Origin of the sequence: Streptomyces sp. ICC1 (assembly GCF_003287935.1) — a bacterium.
GTDB classification, from domain to species: domain Bacteria; phylum Actinomycetota; class Actinomycetes; order Streptomycetales; family Streptomycetaceae; genus Streptomyces; species Streptomyces tritrimontium.
This window is the reverse complement of sequence record NZ_CP030287.1, coordinates 1,031,662-1,048,311: the sequence shown is the minus strand read 5'-3', so window position 1 is coordinate 1,048,311 and position 16,650 is coordinate 1,031,662. Positions and strand designations below refer to the sequence as shown.

Genomic DNA, 16,650 nt, shown 5'->3' with positions numbered 1-16,650 from the left:
CCGCCGTGCGCGGGTGCGCGGGTGCGGGGGTCTCCCGGACGAAGTCCGGGACGCCGGATCGGCGCGGGACCCCCGGCGGAACGGTCGAAGTAAGGTTAGCCTTACCTAGGTCGTTGGGCCAAGCCGACGCGCGCGGCGGCTACCCGCACGGACGGCCGGGGTAGGCCTCGCTCTCCGGCGTCCCCGCCTCGCGCATCCGGCGCATGACCTCCGCGAGGACCGCGTCGTCCACGTCGACGGGGATGTTGAACTCCCGGTCGAAGACCATGGAATCACCCGCGCCCGCGTGCCAGATCACCCAGCGCGGCGGCATGGCGGGCACCTCCCACAGCGGGGAGAACTGTTCCAGGACGTTCATCTGACTGCTCACAGCTTTCCCGCATCCGTCGTTTCGTGTCCGTCGACAAAGGTCGTCAGGACCTCGATGTCGCCGATCCGGGAGGGATCGACGTACCGCGGGTCGTCTCCCAGGACGACCAGGTCGGCGCGCTTGCCGGGGGTGAGGCTGCCGGCGCTGTCGTCCCACCGGCAGGCGTACGCACCGGCGACCGTGTAGGCGCGCAGCGCCTCCTCGACGGTGATCGCCTCGTCGGGCCCGATCCGCCGCCCGGAGGCGGAGGCGCGCTCGACCATGAACTGCACGGCCCTCAGCGGTGCCCCGTCGGTGACGGGGCGGTCCGAGCTGCCGACGAGCGTCACCCCGTGGTCCAGGAAACCCCGGCCCCGGTACATCCAGGGCGCCCGCTCCTCGCCCATCACGTCCGCGTAGTCGTCCCCGAAGGAGTGCAGGAAGGTCGGCTGGACGACCGCGCTCAGGCCCAGGCGCGCGAAGCGCGGAAGCTGGTCGGGGCGGATCAGCCCGGCGTGCTCGATCCGGTGCCGGGCGTCCGGCCGGGGCCGCAGGCGCTGTGCCCGTTCCAGCGCGTCGAGCGCGAGGTCGGCGGCCCGGTCGCCGATGGCGTGGACGGCGAGCTGCCAGCCGGCCAGGTGGCCGTCCACGATGAGCTGCGCGAGGCGGTCGGGGTCGTCCTGGAGCTGGCCGGTGTGGTCCGTGCCCGCGTACGGGGCGGTGAGCGCGGCCGTGCGGGCCATCATGCCGCCGTCGGTGTAGATCTTGAGTGCGCCCAGCGACAGCCAGTCGTCGCCGAACCCGGTGCGCATGCCCAGGTCCAGGGCGCGGGGGATGCCGTCGTCCCGCTGCGCGTCGCGGGGGGTCAGGGTGTCGCCCGCCGCCATGAGCTGGACCCGCAGGGGCAGCCTGCCCTGGTCCCGCAGCAGTTGGTAGGCGCCGAGCTCCACCGGGCTGTTGCCGAGCAGGCCGCCGCCGATGCCCGCCTCGGCGACGGCGGTCACGCCTTCGGCGAGGCAGGTGCGCGCCGCCCGCTCGACGGCGTCGGCGAGTTCGGCCTGCCCGTACGGCAGCCGGAGCCCGCGTGCGGCGGTCATGGCGCCCTCGGCCAGGAAGCCGTCCTGGTGCGGGACATCGGCCGGGAGCAGGGCGAGGACCGTGCTGTTCACGACGCATCCGTGGCCCGAGTCGTGCATCAGGAACACCTTGCGCCCGCGGCTGACCGTGTCCAGCTCGGCGGCGGTCAGGTGCCGTCCCAGGGCCCGCTGGTCGTAGCCCATCAGGTCAACCCACGTACCGGGCGCGGCCGTACGGGAGACCGCCTCGGCCACGACCGCCAGCACGTCCTCGACCCGCTCGCACGGGGCGACGCTCGGGGTGCTCTGCTTCAGTCCGGTCCAGGCCAGGTGGACATGGCTGTCGATGAACCCGGGCAGCACGGTGGCGCCCTGCACGTCGATGACCTCGCGGGCCGGAAGGGAGGTCACGGCCTCGTCCAGGCCGACGATGCGGCCCCGCCAGATGCCCAGGTCGCGGGCGACCGGGCGGGCCGGGTCCATGGTGAGGATGTTCGCGTTGGTCAGCCTCGAACACAGCAAGGGCAGTCCGTCCGTCGTAGGGGTCTCGGCCGCCCGATTCAACTTAGGCAAGCCTAACTGAACCCCCGGCGCACGGTCAACGCGCGTACCGCGACCCCTGCCCGGCGCCGGGATCCACGCATCCGGCAGGGGGCGGGAGTCGCTCGCGTAGGCTTGTTCTCCTTACGCGGGAGGGGCATTGAGCGCTGTCGTCTTTGTGCACGGGGTGGGCAAGCAGTATCTGAGCGAGGACTCGCTCGCGCGGGACGTCGTACCCGAACTGCTCGGTGGTGTGCGGCTCGCGGGCGGTCCGGTTCCGGCGCCCGACGACGTCGGAGTGGCGTTCTACGGGGACCTGTTCCGCCCCGCCGGCGCGCGGTCCGGCCAGGAGCCCCCGTACGACGCGGGCGACGTCGAGACGGAGGAGGAGTTCCGGCTCCTCATGGCCTGGTGGGCCGAAGCCGCCCGGACCGACCCGGGGGTACCGGATCCGGCGGAGTCGGGAACCCGCGGTGCGGGGGGCCTGCTGGTCTCGCAGGCGCTGCGGGTGAACGCGGTGCGGGCGGCGCTCGACGCGCTCACCGGCGCGGTGTTCCTGCGGGGGGTCCTCGACCGGGCGCTGATCGGGAGCCTCAAGCAGATGGCCGCGTACTTCTCGGACGACGACGTCCGCCGTGCCGCCCGGGCCAGGGTCGCGGCGCGGATCACACCCGAGACTCGGGTCGTCGTCGCCCATTCCCTCGGCTCGGTCGTCGCCTACGAGACGCTCTGCGACGAGGCGCACCACGGCGACCGGGACGTGCGCGCCCTGGTCACCCTCGGATCCCCGCTGGGCATGCGCGCCCTGGTCCTCGACCGCCTCCGGCCCGCTCCGACCGAGGGCCGCGCGGTGTGGCCGAAGCCGGTGCGGGACTGGACCAACATCGCCGACGCCACGGACATCGTGTCCCTCGTGCGCGAACTGAGCCCCGCGTACGGCGCGCGCGTGGTCGACAAGGCCGTCCACAACGGCAGCCACATGCACGACGCGACGCGCTACCTGACGGCCGTCGAGACCGGCCGGGCCATCGCGGCCGGGCTCGCACGGGAGCCACGGGCCCACTGATGCGCTACCTCATCGCGGCGGGCACGCGCCGGTACCGGGAGCATCCCGAACTGCCCCTGGTGCCCGATGACGTCGAAGCCGTGGTGGAGCTCTTCGGGTCGATGGGGTACGAGCGGGTACTGGCCTCCGTGTCGCGGGACCCGCACTCCGCCGACTTCGAGGACGCCCTGTCGGACTGGTGCGCCGCCCCGGGACTCACCGCGGACGACGTGGTCGTCGTCTACTACGCCGGGCACGGGGACCGGGCGCCCGTGGGGAACTACCGGCTCGCCTGCGCGGACACCACGTACGCCCGCCCGCGCTCGTGGCTGTCCCTGCCCAGCCTGGCCGAGGTGCTCGCCACCTCCCCCGTGCGCAACGTGCTGTTCATCGTCGACGCCTGCCACGCGGCGGCCGCCGGCGCCGAGATCGGCGCGGTGGCCAACGCCATCGTGGCCGGCCGGGGACGCGGGGAGGCGCTCGGCTCGGGCACCTGGCTGCTCGCCTCCGCGCGCCACCGGGACGCCGCGGTCGACGGCGCCTTCGTCGCCGAACTGGCCAAGGCCTGCGGGCAGGGGGAGGGCCCGTCGCAGCGCCACCTGGCGCCGGGGACCGTCGCCGACCGCGTCAACCGGTCGTTCACGGCGTCCGGACTGCGACAGCGGGCCGCGTGCTCCTCCGTCGACCAGGCGGAGCCGCCGCCCTTCTTCCCGAACCCCTCGTTCGACCCCGCGGCCGAGGTCACCGGCGACGGGCCCGTCAGCGGGGACACCTCCGACCTCTTCTCCCATTTCGAGCCGCGGGGGCGCGGGGTGGAGCAGGTGTACGACCCGGGGTCCTACTTCACGGGCCGGGAGCGGGCCCTGAGCGAGGCGCGGGCCCACCTCGCGGGAGAGGGCGGCGCGGGGCTCCTCGTCGTCACCGCGGACCCGGGCTCGGGCAAGTCCGCCGTACTGGGCCGCCTCGTCCTGGACGGGTGCACCGACGCGTCCGTCAACGCCCACCACCAGACCCTGGACGCGCTGGTGGCCCGGCTCGCGGCCGCGGCGGACGTACGGGCCGCCGGCCCCGCCGCCCTGTTCGCGGCCCTGGCCGACCGCCGTACGCCGTTCCGCGTCGTCGTCGACTCGCTCGACGAGGCCGGCCCGGGCGGTGACAAGGCCGAGGCGCGCCGCATCGCCTGGGAGCTGCTGCGCCCGCTCGCGGGGGTCGCCTGCGTCCGGCTCGTGGTCGGCTCGCGGCGCGAACTGCTGCCCCACACCGGGGACCGGGTGCCCGTCATCGACCTCGACGACAGCGCGTACGCCGAGGACACGGACACGGCCGAGTACGTCGCCCGGATCATCTGCGACACGGGCGCGCCCTACCGGGACCGGCCCGGCGTCGGGCGCCAGGTCGCGCGCGAGGTGGCCCGCCGGGCCGGACGCTGCTTCCTCGTCGCCCGCATGACCGCGAGCGCGCTGCTGCGCGGCCGGCCCGTGGACACCACCGTGCCGGGTTGGGCGGAGCAACTCCCCTCGGACGTGGGCGGGGCCTTCGAGACGTACCTCCAGCGGCTGCCGGCGGGGCGCTACGGCTCGACGATGGCGCTGCTCACGGCGCTGGCCTTCGGCGAGGGCAACGGACTGCCGCGCAAGATCTGGGTGCGGGTGGCGGCGCGGCTGTCCGGCCTCCCGCTCACCGAGGCGGACGTGGACGTGCTGCTGGAGGAGGACGGCTCGTACCTGGCCCATGCCGAGGTGGACGGGACGCGGTACTTCCGGCTGTACCACCAGGAACTGACGGACCACATGAAGAGCCGGGTGCTCAAGCACCGTGATCTCGCGGACGTCCAGGAGTGCTTCGTCGAAATCCTGCTGGGCCTGGTCCCGGGTCCGGGCCCGGGCGGCCCGGTCCCCGAGCGGGACTGGCCGCGGGCCCACCCCTATGTCCGGGCCCACCTGGCGACCCACGCGGCGGGTTCCGGGGCGCTGGACGACCTGATCGAGGACGCGGCGTTCGTGGTGAGCGCGGAGCGCTCGACGCTGCTGCCGGCGGTGCGGCACGCGAGGCGCAACCCGCTGCTGTCGATGGCGGTCGAACGCTACGGCTACCTCCTCGCGGGCCGGGCTCCCGACACCTCCGCCGACCCGGCCGGCCTGCTGGCCTTCGTGGCCGGCACGTACGGGCAGGAGGCCCTGGCCCGCCAGGCGGAGGGACTCTCGGCGTCCTTGGAGTACGTCCGTGTCGAGCCCCGCGCGATCACTCCGCACCGGGTGGTGGGACGGCACGACGGTGACGCGTACGCGATCAGGTCGATGAATCCGAACTGGACGATCGAAGACCTCGTGCTGCGCAACGGGGGGAGGGTGGTGCTGGCGGCTCCGCCCCGGGAGCCCCACGTGCACGTCTGGCTGCTCGACGATCCGTCCCAGTCGACGATCCTTCCCCACCCGGCGAGGGTGGTGGGCCTGGCGCTGCTCACGGACCGATCGGGGGGTTTCGAGGCGGTCACCCTCGACACCGAGGGCACGCTGCGGATCTGGGACGTGGAGCACCAGACGCTCGCCCGGTCCCTTCCGGACACCGGCTTCGAGTGGCTCTTCGACGCCGGGTTCCTCGCGGACGGGACAGCCGTCGCCGTCGTCGGGAACAGCGAGCGCGTGGCCGTGCTCTCCCTTCGGTCGGCGGAGCTCCTCGTGGAAGTGGACTGCCCCACTCCGAAGGGCCGCAGGTGGCACGACGAAGCCAGGGCCTCCGCCTGTCTCAGCCATGACGCGGACGGCCGCGTCAGCCTGCTCACCTGTGACGGGGTGCGGGGCCGGGTCGTGCTGCACGCGTTCGAGGGGGAACGGGTCGAGAGCGTGTTGCTGGAGGGTCTGACGCGCCCCCTGCTGATGGATCACCTCCACGGGCCGAACGGAACCCTCGCGGCCATCGCCGTCCCCACTGTCGAGATCACCCTTCTCGACCCGGGGTCGGGGAAGAGCAGGTCCATGCCGTTCGGAGGTTCCGAATGGCAGGTGCATTTGGCTGGATTCGCGTACGGCAGCCGTGCGGATCCGGTCCTTGTGGCGCAAGATCACGATCGCTTGCTGATCACGGACTTCGACGGCCCGACCCGGTGGACCGAGGCCGAGGACAACGGGGCGTCCGGCGCGATGCTCATGGCGCCCGTGACACACGAAGGGCGCCTCTACGCGCTGGTGGACGGCTTCGGGACCCATCCGTCCATGGTGGTCGACTGCGTCTCGGGTGACACGGTCGGCCCGCTGCTCCTGGGGCACGAAGGCGCTGTGTGCGGCTTGCGTCTCATCAGTGCTCCGGGAGCCGACGGACCCGACATGCTGGCCATCGGCAACGACGGAACCGCCAGGCTCTGGTCGTGGGGAGTGCACGAGGCGGGGACAGGAGGGACGCGATCCGGGATCGCCGATGGGGAGCTCCGCCAGATCGAACGCCTTCTCTCCTGGACGCAGGACCCCAGTGCGGCCCTGGCTCTGTCCGGAGGCTCCTTCATGAGGTTCGAGTCGCCCCTCGACGGCCGGAGGCCGAAGGGCGGCCCGCTCTCCTCCGCCGAGGCGGTCCAGCCCGGATATCGCCTGGAGGAGGAGGACTGCTTCGAAGATCCTGACGGTACGCTCCACTTCCTCGCCTGGGAATACGCGCCGGTCGTGGACGAGGCGGATGCCCAGGTGCCCGACGGGTCGCAGCGGCGGGTTCCGCTCTCGTTGCGCGTCTGGCACCGCGTTCGACCCGGAGGGTCCGTCGAGAGCACGTCCATCGATTGGCTCCTTCGTGGGGAAGACGACTCCCGCGGACAGCTCCTTCCGCCGGCCACCGGGCAGCCGCACAGCCGCGTCGTCGGATTCGATGGTGTGCACACCCGTGTGCGTCTCCTGAACGCTCCTGACGAGTCGTCGGAGTGGGTGAACCTCCCGTGGACCGTCGATGCCGAAAACGACTACGTCTGCTCGACCGTGTTCACGGTGCCCTCGGGCGACACGGTTCTCCTGGCGGGGTCCAGAGGGGTACAAGGAAGGGACCACAGCGTGGGTGGGCGCCTTCCCACGAGTGGCGCCGTCGATTCCGGTGCGGCCGGTGTGGATGCGGACGGGGAGAAGCCCCCGACGCTGGCCCGCATGTGGAACGTCGCCACAGGAGCTCCGCACGAGAGCCGAGAGCTTGAGCTCGCGCACGATGTCGTCCTGCTGGTGCCCGATCACGGTGCGGCCGGAACCCGCTGGGTCGCGCAGTACGGCCGAGACGGTGCGGCATCGGTCATCGATGTCGCGGGAAAGCGCCAGTACGCGGTCAGCCGGCCGAGCTCCACCACCAGGTCATTCCACGGGCCCGCTCACCCCTTCGAGCTCGGGCACTCCTTCTTCCTCCGCTGGGCCGTCACGGCAACGGGTGTACCGGTCCTGCTCTACCTGGACAGGGGCCGCCCGAGCGATGCGATCCCCGGTCCCGTGTCCGTATGGGATTCCGCTTCCCCCGACACGACCGGAAGCCTGCCCGTCCCCGCGACCCGCCTGCTCTGGACCGGGACAGCGCCCAGTGGTGAGGCGCTCGTCGCGGTCAGTGACGGGCAGGGGGTGGCCCTGTGTCATCTGCCCAGCTGCGAGAAAGTCTGGTCCGCGCCGCTGCCCGCGTTGGTGACCTCGCTGCGGGCGCTGCCGGGGAACCCGTTCCTCGACCTCGCCGTCGGGACCCAGCAGGGAGTGGTGTTCCTGCGCCCCCGGCTCTCCGCCGCCTGGCGCGAGCGCCTCGGCGTGGTCAGTGGCCGACCGGGAGTCCCGTCGGTTCCTTGATGCGCTTCATGATGATCTGGGAGTTGACCTCCGTGACGCCCGAGAGGGCCGTCAGCTTCTCGATCCAGAGGCGCTCGTACGCGCGGAGGTCCGCCACCGCGATGCGCAGGAGGCAGCCGGGGCTGCCGAAGAGGCGGTAGGCCTCGATGATGTCGGGAATGTCCTGGAGGGCCGCCTCGAACGCCTCGACCGCCTCGCGGTCGCGGCGGACCTCCACGGAGACCAGCACCTCGAAGCCGCGGTCCACGGCCTCGGGGGAGATCACCGCCCGGTAGCCCTGGATGACCCCGTCCTGTTCGAGCTGGCGCACCCGGCGCATGCAGGGGGAGGGGGTCAGGCCCACGCGCTGGGCCAGCTCCTGGTTGCTGAGCCGGCCATCGGCCTGGAGCTCGCGCAAGATTTCTCGATCGATCGCGTCCATGGCGCAATTATCGGCTATCCAGTATTGCGTGTGGGGTCGAATTCGCAATCGCGTTGCGCGTAGATCGGCCTACCATTGCGGTTTGTAGAAAATTTGTGCGGAGTTGTGTGAGAGGGAGGGCGGCCGTCATGGGACGCATCGTCGTCATCAGCACCGGCGGGACGATAGCCAGTCGCTGGCAGGGTTCCGGGTTCGCGGCCGACGCCGACGGGGCCGAGGTCATGGCGACCGCGCCGCTGCCCGAAGGCGTCACCATCGAGGTCGTCGACCTGTTCAGCGTCAACAGCCCCCGGCTGACCACCGCCCACCAGCTGACCCTGCTGCGGACCGTGCACGAGGTGCTGGCCGACCCCGGTGTGGAAGGCGTCGTCGTCACCCACGGCACCGACACGCTGGAGGAGTCGGCGTTCTTCGTCGACCTGCACCACCACGACGCCCGGTCGGTCGTCTTCACCGGTTCGCAGCGGCCCATGGGCGCGGCGGACGGTGACGGTCCCGGCAATCTCTACGATGCCCTGCTGACCGCGGCGACCACGCGGGGGCTCGGTGTCCTGATCGCCTTCGCGGGGCGCGTGCACGCCGCGCGCGGGACGGTCAAGACGCAGGCGGTGGCGCTGGACGCCTTCGCCGACCCGTCCAAGGAACTGCTCGGCAAGGTCGGCTTCGGGAAGGTCACCGTGCTGCGGAACCCGGTCCGGCCGGAGCCGCTGCCGCTGCCGGCGATGCCCGAGGAGCCGGAAGGGCCGCCGCGGGTGGACGTCGTCATGCACCACGCGAGCGGTGACCCGGTGCTGCTGAACGCCGCGGTGGCGGCGGGCGCACGGGGCATCGTGCTGGTCGGCACGGGGGCGGGGAACGCGACGCCGGAGATCGTGGACGCGGTGAAGGCCGCGATCGGGCAGGGCGTGCTGGTGGCGCTGACCACGAGGGTCGGCGCCGGGCCGGTGACGGAGATCTATACCCACGGGGGCGCGGTGGACCTGGTCGAGGCCGGGGCCGTGCCCACGGGTACGCTGAGGGCGCCCCAGGCGCGGATGGCGGTGCTCGCCGCACTGCTGGCCGGGGGCGACGCGGCGGAGCGGGCGGGAGTGCTGCGCCAGGCGCTGGCGGCCGGGGGGCCGGTGCTGGTCTCCGCCTGACGGCAGCACGTACCGGGGTTGGCGGCGGGCCGATGAGGAGCTGATGGCACAGCGGGGGGATGCCGGTCCGCCGGGGGGCGAGGCCGGCGGGACGGCAGCGCCACGGGCCGCCGGCACATGGGACTCGGCGCTGTCGTCGCAGGAGTTCGCGGCGGTCAAGGGCGTCGGGTTCGAGCCGGTCGGGCAGGTGCTCGGCACGGCCGTCTTCAACATGGGCTACACCGGGCAGTGGGGCTGCCCGGGCGCGTGGTCGGACGCGGGCGACACGCCGGCGCCGCCCTCGCCGTGGGCCTCGACCCTGTCGCAGTCGGTGCGCGCGATGTACGAGGCGCGCAGGCTGGCGCTGGCCCGCGCGGTGGCCGAGTGCCGCGCGCTCGGCGGCGACGGGATCGTCGGGGTGCGGCTGCGGATCGGCGAATTCCCGGCGGGAGGCCTGGAGTTCACGGCACTGGGCACCGCGGTGCGGGCCCGCTCGCGCATCCGGCCGGGCCGGCCCTTCACCTCGCACCTGACCGGCCAGGACTTCGCCAAGCTCCTGCACACCGGATGGGTTCCCACCGGACTCGCCTTCGGCATCGCGCACCGCATCCGGCACGACGACTGGCGCACCGCGGGCCGCACCCGCTGGACCGCCGGGAACCAGGAGGTCGACGGCTACACCCTGCTGGTCAACCGCGTCCGCCGGGACGCCCGCGCACAGTTGGCCCTCGACGCCGCGAAGCACGGCGGCGACGGTGTGGTGGTGGACGACGTGCGGTTGACGGTGGGCGAGAGCGAGTGCCCGGCGTACGCGTCCACGCGCGACCTCAGCGCCGAGGCGGTCTTCGTCGGGACCTCCATCGCCCGGTTCCGCCGCCCGCAGCGGCCCGCCGGGCCCAAGCCACTGACCATCATGAGACTGGAGCGCGAGCACTGACATGAGCGAGCGAACGGGGCGGGAACTGATCGGGGAAGCAGGGGGGCCGGCCGACGAGGGCCTGCCCGAGGACGCGATGCGGCGGCTCGCACAGCTCCAGCCGGGGGAGCGGGGCTCCCTGTTCACCTCCGACCTGAGCGTGAACGAGTTCCTGCTGGTGCGCGAGGTCGGCTTCCGCCCGCTCGGCCTGGTCCTCGGCTCCTCCGTCTACCACGTCGGCATCCAGCTCGGCCGCTGGTCGAAGAACCAGGAGCTGACCAAGCTCTCGCAGGCCATGTACGAGGCGCGGGAGCTGGCGATGAGCCGGATGGAGGCGGAGGCGAGCGCGCTGGGGGCGGACGGGATCGTGGGGGTCCGGCTGGACATCGAGTTCAAGGAGTTCGGCTCGGACATCGCCGAGTTCATCGCGGTCGGCACGGCCGTGAAGGCGGACGGCGCGGACCCGGGCCCGGGCGGGACCTGGCTCAACAACAAGGGCAAGCCGTTCACCTCGAACCTGTCCGGCCAGGACTTCTGGACGCTGGTCCGGGCCGGATACGCGCCCCTGGACATGGTCATGGGGTCGTGCGTCTACCACGTGGCGCACCAGCGCTTCGCCCAGGTGCTGAGCACCTCGGGCCGCAACGTCGAGATCGAACCGTTCACCCAGGCGCTCTACCACGCGCGCGAGCTGGCGATGAGCCGCATGCGGGCGGAGGGGCAGGCCCTGGAGGCCGAGGGGATCGTGGCCGTCGACCTGCGGCAGCACTCGCATTCCTGGGGCTCGCACACCACCGAGTTCTTCGCGATCGGGACGGCGGTGCGCCCGCTGCGCGAGGACCACGTCATCGACCGGCCGACCATGGTGCTGGGCCTCGATGGCTGAGCGGGAAGTGGAACTTCTGGCCGCTGCGCTGCGGCGGGACAGCGCGGACCTGGACCTGTACGTCAGGGTGCTCGCGGCGAACCTGGCGGACTCGCTGCCGCCCGGCACGGTGCGGATCGAGCGCAGGCGCTCCGTGGCGCAGCGGCTGGCCGGGCGCGAGGGCCCGGTCGCCGCACTGGACGTCGAGCTCGGGGAGCGGCGGCTCTCGCTGCGGACGGACCGGGGCCGGGTGGCCGGGGAGATCTGCCACACGGTGCGGGGCATCGTGCTCTCGAGGCGCCCCGTCGGCCTGGACGAGTGGATCGACGCCCTGGCCCGGTCCCTGGCCGAGGCCGCGGCCTCGAACGCCCGGGCCCGCGAGGCCGTCGAACGCTTCCTGGACGGGCCGCGGCCCTAGGAAGCGCCGGGCCCCGTGCGCCTAGGAAGCGGTGAACGCCGCCAGGAGGCGGTCCGCCGCCAGGGTGGGGGTCAAGGTGCCCGCCCGGACCGCCGATTCCAGGCCCGGGGCCAGGCCCCGTACGGCCGGGTTCGAGCGGAGGCGCTCCAGCAGTTCGTCACGGACCATCGACCAGGTCCACTCCACCTGCTGCGCCGCCCGCTTCGCCGTCAGACGACCGCCCGCGTCCAGCAGCACGCGGTGCTGTTCCAGGCGGTTCCAGACGTCCTCCAGGCCCGTCGACTCGCGGGCACTGCACGTCAGGACCGGCGGGGTCCACGCGGCGTCGGCCGGGTGCATCAGGCGCAGGGCTCCCGACAGCTCGCGCGCCGCCGACTTCGCGTCGCGCTCGTGCGGGCCGTCCGCCTTGTTCACCGCCAGGACGTCGGCCAGTTCCAGGACGCCCTTCTTGATGCCCTGGAGCTGGTCGCCCGTACGGGCCAGCGAGAGCAGGAGGAAGGAGTCGACCATGCCGGCGACCGTGGTCTCGGACTGGCCCACGCCCACGGTTTCGACGAGGACCACGTCGTAGCCCGCCGCCTCCATCACGATCATCGACTCGCGGGTGGCCTTCGCGACCCCGCCCAGCGTGCCCGCCGAGGGAGAGGGCCGCACGAAGGCCGCCGGATCGACGGCGAGGCGCTCCATCCGGGTCTTGTCGCCCAGGATGGAGCCGCCCGTGCGGGTGGACGAAGGGTCGACCGCGAGGACCGCCACCCGGTGGCCGAGCCCCGTCAGCATCGTGCCGAACGCGTCGATGAACGTGGACTTGCCCACGCCCGGCACGCCGCTGATGCCGATCCTGCGCGCCCGCCCCGCGTGCGGGAGGAGCTCCGTCAACAGCTGCTGCGCCAGCACCCGGTGCGCGGGCAGGGTGGACTCGACGAGGGTGATCGCGCGCGCGATGAACGCGCGCTTCCCGTCGAGTACGCCCTTCGTGTAAACGGCAACGTCGATCTTCGCCACCCGCGTCAGCCGCCTACAGCTCGTGGCCCAGGTCCGCGGCCAGCCGCGTCACCAGGTCGTGGGCGGCGTCCGGGATCACCGTTCCGGGCGGGAACACCGCCGTCGCACCCATTTCGAGGAGGGTGGGGACGTCCGCCGGCGGGATGACCCCGCCCACGACGATCATGATGTCCTCGCGCCCCTCCTCCGCCAGCGCCTCGCGCAGCGCCGGTACGAGGGTCAGGTGCCCGGCGGCCAGCGAGGAGACGCCCACCACGTGCACGTCCGCCTCGACGGCCTGGCGGGCCACCTCCCCCGGGGTCTGGAACAGCGGGCCGACGTCCACGTCGAAGCCCAGGTCGGCGAAGGCGGTCGCGATCACCTTCTGGCCGCGGTCGTGCCCGTCCTGGCCCATCTTGCAGACCAGGATGCGCGGACGGCGGCCCTCCGCCTCCTCGAACCGGTCGAGGAGCGCACGGGTGCGCTCCAGGGACGGAGACTCGCCTGCCTCGGTTCGGTACACACCCGAGATGGTACGGATCTGGCTCGCGTGCCGCCCGTACACCTTCTCGAGGGCGTCCGAGATCTCACCGACCGTCGCCTTCGCGCGCGCCGCGTCCACCGCGAGCGCCAGGAGGTTGCCCTCGCCGCGCTCCGCCGCGTTCGTCAGCGCCCGCAGGGTGTCCTGCGTGACCGCCTCGTCGCGCTCCTCGCGCAGCCGCCGCAGCTTGGCGATCTGCTGGGTGCGCACCGAGGAGTTGTCGACCTTCAGGACGTCGATCTGCTCGTCCGTCGCGACCCGGTACTTGTTCACGCCGATCACCGGCTGGCGGCCGGAGTCGATGCGGGCCTGCGTCCGGGCCGCCGCCTCCTCCACCCGGAGCTTGGGGATGCCCGCGTCGATGGCCTGCGCCATGCCGCCGGCCGCCTCGACCTCCTGGATGTGCTGCCAGGCGCGGCGGGCCAGGTCGTAGGTGAGCTTCTCGACGTACGCGCTCCCGCCCCAGGGGTCGATGGAGCGGCAGGTCCCCGACTCCTGCTGGAGCAGCAACTGGGTGTTGCGGGCGATGCGCGCGGAGAAGTCCGTCGGCAGCGCGAGCGCCTCGTCGAGGGCGTTGGTGTGCAGCGACTGCGTGTGGCCCTGGGTGGCCGCCATCGCCTCGATGCAGGTGCGCGTCACGTTGTTGAAGACGTCCTGTGCGGTCAGGGACCAGCCCGAGGTCTGCGAATGGGTGCGCAGCGAGAGGGACTTGGCGTTCTTCGGGTCGAACTGCTTGACCAGGCGCGCCCACAGCAGGCGGGCCGCGCGCAGCTTGGCGACCTCCATGAAGAAGTTCATGCCGATCGCCCAGAAGAAGGAGAGGCGCGGCGCGAAGGCGTCCACGTCCAGCCCGACGGCCTGGCCGGCCCGCAGGTACTCCACGCCGTCGGCGAGGGTGTAGGCCAGCTCCAGGTCGGCCGTGGCCCCGGCCTCCTGGATGTGGTAGCCGGAGATCGAGATGGAGTTGTACCGCGGCATCTTCTGCGAGGTGAAGGAGAAGATGTCCGAGATGATCCGCATCGAGGGCTTCGGCGGGTAGATGTAGGTGTTGCGGACCATGAACTCTTTGAGGATGTCGTTCTGGATGGTCCCGGCGAGCTTGTCGGGGGAGACGCCCTGCTCCTCCGCCGCCACGATGTAGAGGGCGAGGACCGGAAGCACCGCGCCGTTCATCGTCATCGACACGGTCATCTTGTCCAGCGGGATGCCGTCGAACAGCTGGCGCATGTCGTAGATCGAGTCGATCGCCACGCCCGCCATGCCGACGTCGCCGGTCACGCGCGGGTGGTCGCTGTCGTAGCCGCGGTGCGTGGGCAGGTCGAAGGCGATCGACAGGCCCTTCTGGCCCGACGCGAGGTTGCGCCGGTAGAAGGCGTTGGACTCCTCGGCCGTGGAGAAGCCCGCGTACTGCCGGATCGTCCAGGGCTGGTTGACGTACATCGTCGGGTACGGCCCGCGCAGGTACGGGGCCACGCCCGGGTAGGTGTGGAGGAAGTCCAGGCCCTCCAGGTCCCGGCCCGTGTACAGCGGCTGTACGCCGATGCCCTCGGGCGTCTCCCACAGCAGCTCGGCGGCGTCGGAGCCGGTGGACTCCTTCAGCGCCGTGCGCCACTGGTCCTCGGACCCGGCGGCCGGGGCCGCGCCGTCCAGCGCGAGTTCGGAGAAATCGGGGATCCCTGTGCTGCTCAAGACGGCACTCCCATCCGGTCGAGTACGGAGGACAGCACGGCGACCGCGTCGCAGCCCGCGAAGACGTACTCGTCCACGGCCGCCGCGGCGGTGCCGGGCTTGCCCGCGAGGAACACGGTGCTCGCGCCCGCCGAGCGCAGGGCCGCGACCACCGCCTCGGCCTGCTCCTCGTACAGCGCGTCGCTGGAGCAGAGCACGGCCATGCCGTCCGCGCCGCTCGCGGCGTACGCCGCCGCGGCCGTTTCCGGGGTCACCGACACCGGGTCGTGCACCGGGGTGACGCCGCCCGCCTGGAACAGGTTCGAGGCGAAGGTGGCACGGGCGGTGTGCGCGGCCGCCGGGCCCAGGGCCGCCAGGAAGATCGTGGGCCGGGCGCCCGTCGCCGCCAGGTGGGCGTCGCTGCGGGCGCGCAGGGCCTCGTACGCCTCGTCGCGCCGCACGCGCGGCAGTCCGCCGGTGAGCGGGGCCGGCGCGGGTTCGCGTACGACCGGCTTCTCGGAGAGGTGCGGGAACTCGCTGACCCCGGTGATCGGTTCGCGGCGCTTGGCCAGCTTCTTGGAGCGCTCCGCCCAGGTGGCGGCGAGGCGATCGGCGACCAGGCCGGAGCGCAGGGCGGCGGCCTGGCCGCCCGCCTTCTCCACGGTCTGGAAGAACTCCCAGGCCGCGTGGGCGAGTTCGTCCGTGAGCTGCTCGACGTAGTACGAGCCGCCGGCCGGGTCGATCACGCGGGCGAGGTGGGACTCCTCCAGCAGGATCGTGGAGGTGTTGCGGGAGATGCGGCGCGCGAACGCGTCGGCCAGTCCGAGCTCCTGGTCGAACGGGAGCACGGTGACCGCGTCCGCGCCGCCCACGCCCGCCGCCATGCAGGCGATGGTCGTGCGCAGCATGTTCACCCACGGGTCGCGGCGGGTCATCATCACCGGCGAGGTGACGGCGTGCTGGCGCTGGGCGCCGGCCGCGGGGGTCCCGCAGGCCTCGGCGACCCGGGCCCACAGGCGCCGGGCGGCGCGCAGCTTGGCGATCGTGAGGAACTGGTCGGCGGTCGCCGCGTAGCGGAACTCCAGCTGCCCGAAGGCCGCCTCCGCGGTGAGGCCCGCGCCGGTGAGGGCGCGCAGGTACGCGACCCCGGTGGCCAGGGAGAGCCCCAGCTCCTCGGCGGCGCTGCCGCCCGCCTCGTGGTAGGGCAGGGCGTCGACGGTCAGGGCGCGTACGTGGGGCCAGGCGGCCGTCTCCGCGGTGAGCGCGGCGGCTTCCGCCAGATCCAGGGCGCGGCCCGTGCGGGCCTCGTGGCCCAGCGGGTCGGCGCCGAGCGAGGCGCGGGCGGCCTCGGGGGCCACCCCGCGCTCGGTGTACAGCGCGAGCAACGCCCGCGCCGCCTCGGCGTACTGGGCCCCGGGGTCGAGGGAGACGGGCGCGAGGTCGAGGTAGACCCCCTCCAGGGCGCGGGCCAGGCCCTCGGCCGGGAGGCCGGCGTCGCCGACGGCCAGCCACAGCGAGGTGGTGCCGTTCTCCAGGTCGGCCAGGGCCGCCTCGTTCACCCGTACGGGATCGGTGCCGGCGATCCGCTGTCGGACGTCCCAGCCCGAGGCGGCGCCGCCCTCGGCACGTCCGCCCCGTACGAAGGGTGCGAAACCGGGGAAACCGGTGTCCGGGGAGGTTTCGGGCGCGGTGTACAGCGGGCGGGTGGTGAGCCCGTCCTCGAGCTTCGTGGACAACGCGTCTTCCGCTGCCTCGCCGGAAACTTCCTTGCCCGACTTGCGCAGGACGCCCTCTACAAGGCGCTGCCACTGCTCATGCGTCGCGTCAGGGAACTCGGCGGCCAAGGAGAGCCCGTCATCAGGCAGGACCGTCATGGCTCGAATGTTAGGGGGGTCCATGTGAACGACCTATAACCA

Annotated in this window: 12 protein-coding genes; 6 read left to right on the top strand and 6 right to left on the bottom strand. The window is 72.7% G+C overall.

Going from position 1 to position 16,650, the window contains the following annotated elements; genetic code table 11:
* Positions 1–139: 139 nt before the first annotated feature.
* Positions 140–370 carry a hypothetical protein gene (locus DRB96_RS04955; protein ID WP_162688476.1) on the bottom strand — a complete coding sequence of 77 codons (231 nt, stop codon included), beginning with the start codon at positions 368–370 and terminating at the stop codon, positions 140–142.
* Positions 367–1,947 (bottom strand): amidohydrolase, encoded by a 1,581-nt coding sequence (locus DRB96_RS04950; RefSeq protein WP_112447065.1) that lies wholly within the window; start codon positions 1,945–1,947, stop codon positions 367–369. Before DRB96_RS04950 ends, DRB96_RS04955 begins: the two co-directional genes overlap by 4 nt.
* 178 nt (positions 1,948–2,125) lie before the next feature.
* On the opposite strand from DRB96_RS04950, the gene DRB96_RS04945 reads away from it, so the two are divergent.
* Positions 2,126–3,031, top strand: coding sequence for a hypothetical protein (locus DRB96_RS04945; RefSeq protein WP_112447064.1), 906 nt, complete (start codon positions 2,126–2,128; stop codon positions 3,029–3,031).
* Positions 3,031–7,803, top strand: coding sequence for a caspase family protein (locus tag DRB96_RS04940; RefSeq protein ID WP_112447062.1), 4,773 nt, complete (start codon positions 3,031–3,033; stop codon positions 7,801–7,803). The genes DRB96_RS04945 and DRB96_RS04940 overlap by 1 nt, the downstream gene beginning before the upstream one ends.
* On the opposite strand, the gene DRB96_RS04935 is transcribed toward DRB96_RS04940, so the two are convergent.
* A complete protein-coding gene (locus DRB96_RS04935; RefSeq protein WP_112447060.1) occupies positions 7,769–8,224 on the bottom strand; it encodes an Lrp/AsnC family transcriptional regulator in 456 nt (151 codons plus the stop codon). The genes DRB96_RS04940 and DRB96_RS04935 overlap by 35 nt on opposite strands.
* 128 nt (positions 8,225–8,352) lie before the next feature.
* Between DRB96_RS04935 and DRB96_RS04930 the strand changes: the two genes are divergently transcribed.
* The 4 genes from DRB96_RS04930 to DRB96_RS04915 are packed head-to-tail and all read left to right on the top strand — an operon-like array spanning position 8,353 to position 11,541.
* Entirely contained in the window at positions 8,353–9,363 is a 1,011-nt protein-coding gene (locus DRB96_RS04930; RefSeq protein ID WP_112447057.1) for an asparaginase, read from the top strand.
* A 43-nt stretch (positions 9,364–9,406) separates the two neighbouring features.
* A complete protein-coding gene (locus DRB96_RS04925) occupies positions 9,407–10,279 on the top strand; it encodes a heavy metal-binding domain-containing protein (RefSeq protein WP_112447055.1) in 873 nt (290 codons plus the stop codon).
* A 1-nt stretch (position 10,280) separates the two neighbouring features.
* Positions 10,281–11,144 carry a heavy metal-binding domain-containing protein gene (locus DRB96_RS04920; RefSeq protein ID WP_204357640.1) on the top strand — a complete coding sequence of 288 codons (864 nt, stop codon included), beginning with the start codon at positions 10,281–10,283 and terminating at the stop codon, positions 11,142–11,144.
* Positions 11,137–11,541, top strand: a complete 405-nt coding sequence (locus DRB96_RS04915; RefSeq protein WP_112447054.1) for a hypothetical protein — start codon at positions 11,137–11,139, stop codon at positions 11,539–11,541. The genes DRB96_RS04920 and DRB96_RS04915 overlap by 8 nt, the downstream gene beginning before the upstream one ends.
* A 21-nt stretch (positions 11,542–11,562) precedes the next feature.
* Here the strand turns inward: DRB96_RS04915 and meaB are convergent, their stop codons facing one another.
* From meaB to DRB96_RS04900, 3 genes are read right to left on the bottom strand one after another with little or no spacing between them, the layout of a single operon-like run.
* On the bottom strand, positions 11,563–12,546 hold the full coding sequence (gene meaB / locus DRB96_RS04910) for a methylmalonyl Co-A mutase-associated GTPase MeaB (protein WP_112447053.1): 984 nt from the start codon (positions 12,544–12,546) through the stop codon (positions 11,563–11,565).
* A 13-nt stretch (positions 12,547–12,559) separates the two neighbouring features.
* Entirely contained in the window at positions 12,560–14,755 is a 2,196-nt protein-coding gene (scpA, locus tag DRB96_RS04905; RefSeq protein WP_204357639.1) for a methylmalonyl-CoA mutase, read from the bottom strand.
* The gene (locus DRB96_RS04900; RefSeq protein ID WP_112447052.1) at positions 14,752–16,608 is read right to left on the bottom strand and encodes a methylmalonyl-CoA mutase family protein; all 1,857 of its coding nucleotides are present in this window, start codon (positions 16,606–16,608) and stop codon (positions 14,752–14,754) included. The genes scpA and DRB96_RS04900 overlap by 4 nt, the downstream gene beginning before the upstream one ends.
* Between the last annotated feature and the right edge of the window lie 42 nt (positions 16,609–16,650).

What these genes read in the sequence shown, in the direction of transcription:
- DRB96_RS04940 (WP_112447062.1), top strand. Translation starts at nt 3,031, where the DNA reads ATGCGCTACCTCATCGCGGCGGGCACGCGCCGGTACCGGGAGCATCCC.
- DRB96_RS04935 (WP_112447060.1), bottom strand. Translation starts at nt 8,224, where the DNA reads ATGGACGCGATCGATCGAGAAATCTTGCGCGAGCTCCAGGCCGATGGC.
- DRB96_RS04930 (WP_112447057.1), top strand. Translation starts at nt 8,353, where the DNA reads ATGGGACGCATCGTCGTCATCAGCACCGGCGGGACGATAGCCAGTCGC.
- DRB96_RS04925 (WP_112447055.1), top strand. Translation starts at nt 9,407, where the DNA reads ATGGCACAGCGGGGGGATGCCGGTCCGCCGGGGGGCGAGGCCGGCGGG.
- DRB96_RS04920 (WP_204357640.1), top strand. Translation starts at nt 10,281, where the DNA reads ATGAGCGAGCGAACGGGGCGGGAACTGATCGGGGAAGCAGGGGGGCCG.
- DRB96_RS04915 (WP_112447054.1), top strand. Translation starts at nt 11,137, where the DNA reads ATGGCTGAGCGGGAAGTGGAACTTCTGGCCGCTGCGCTGCGGCGGGAC.
- DRB96_RS04900 (WP_112447052.1), bottom strand. Translation starts at nt 16,608, where the DNA reads ATGACGGTCCTGCCTGATGACGGGCTCTCCTTGGCCGCCGAGTTCCCT.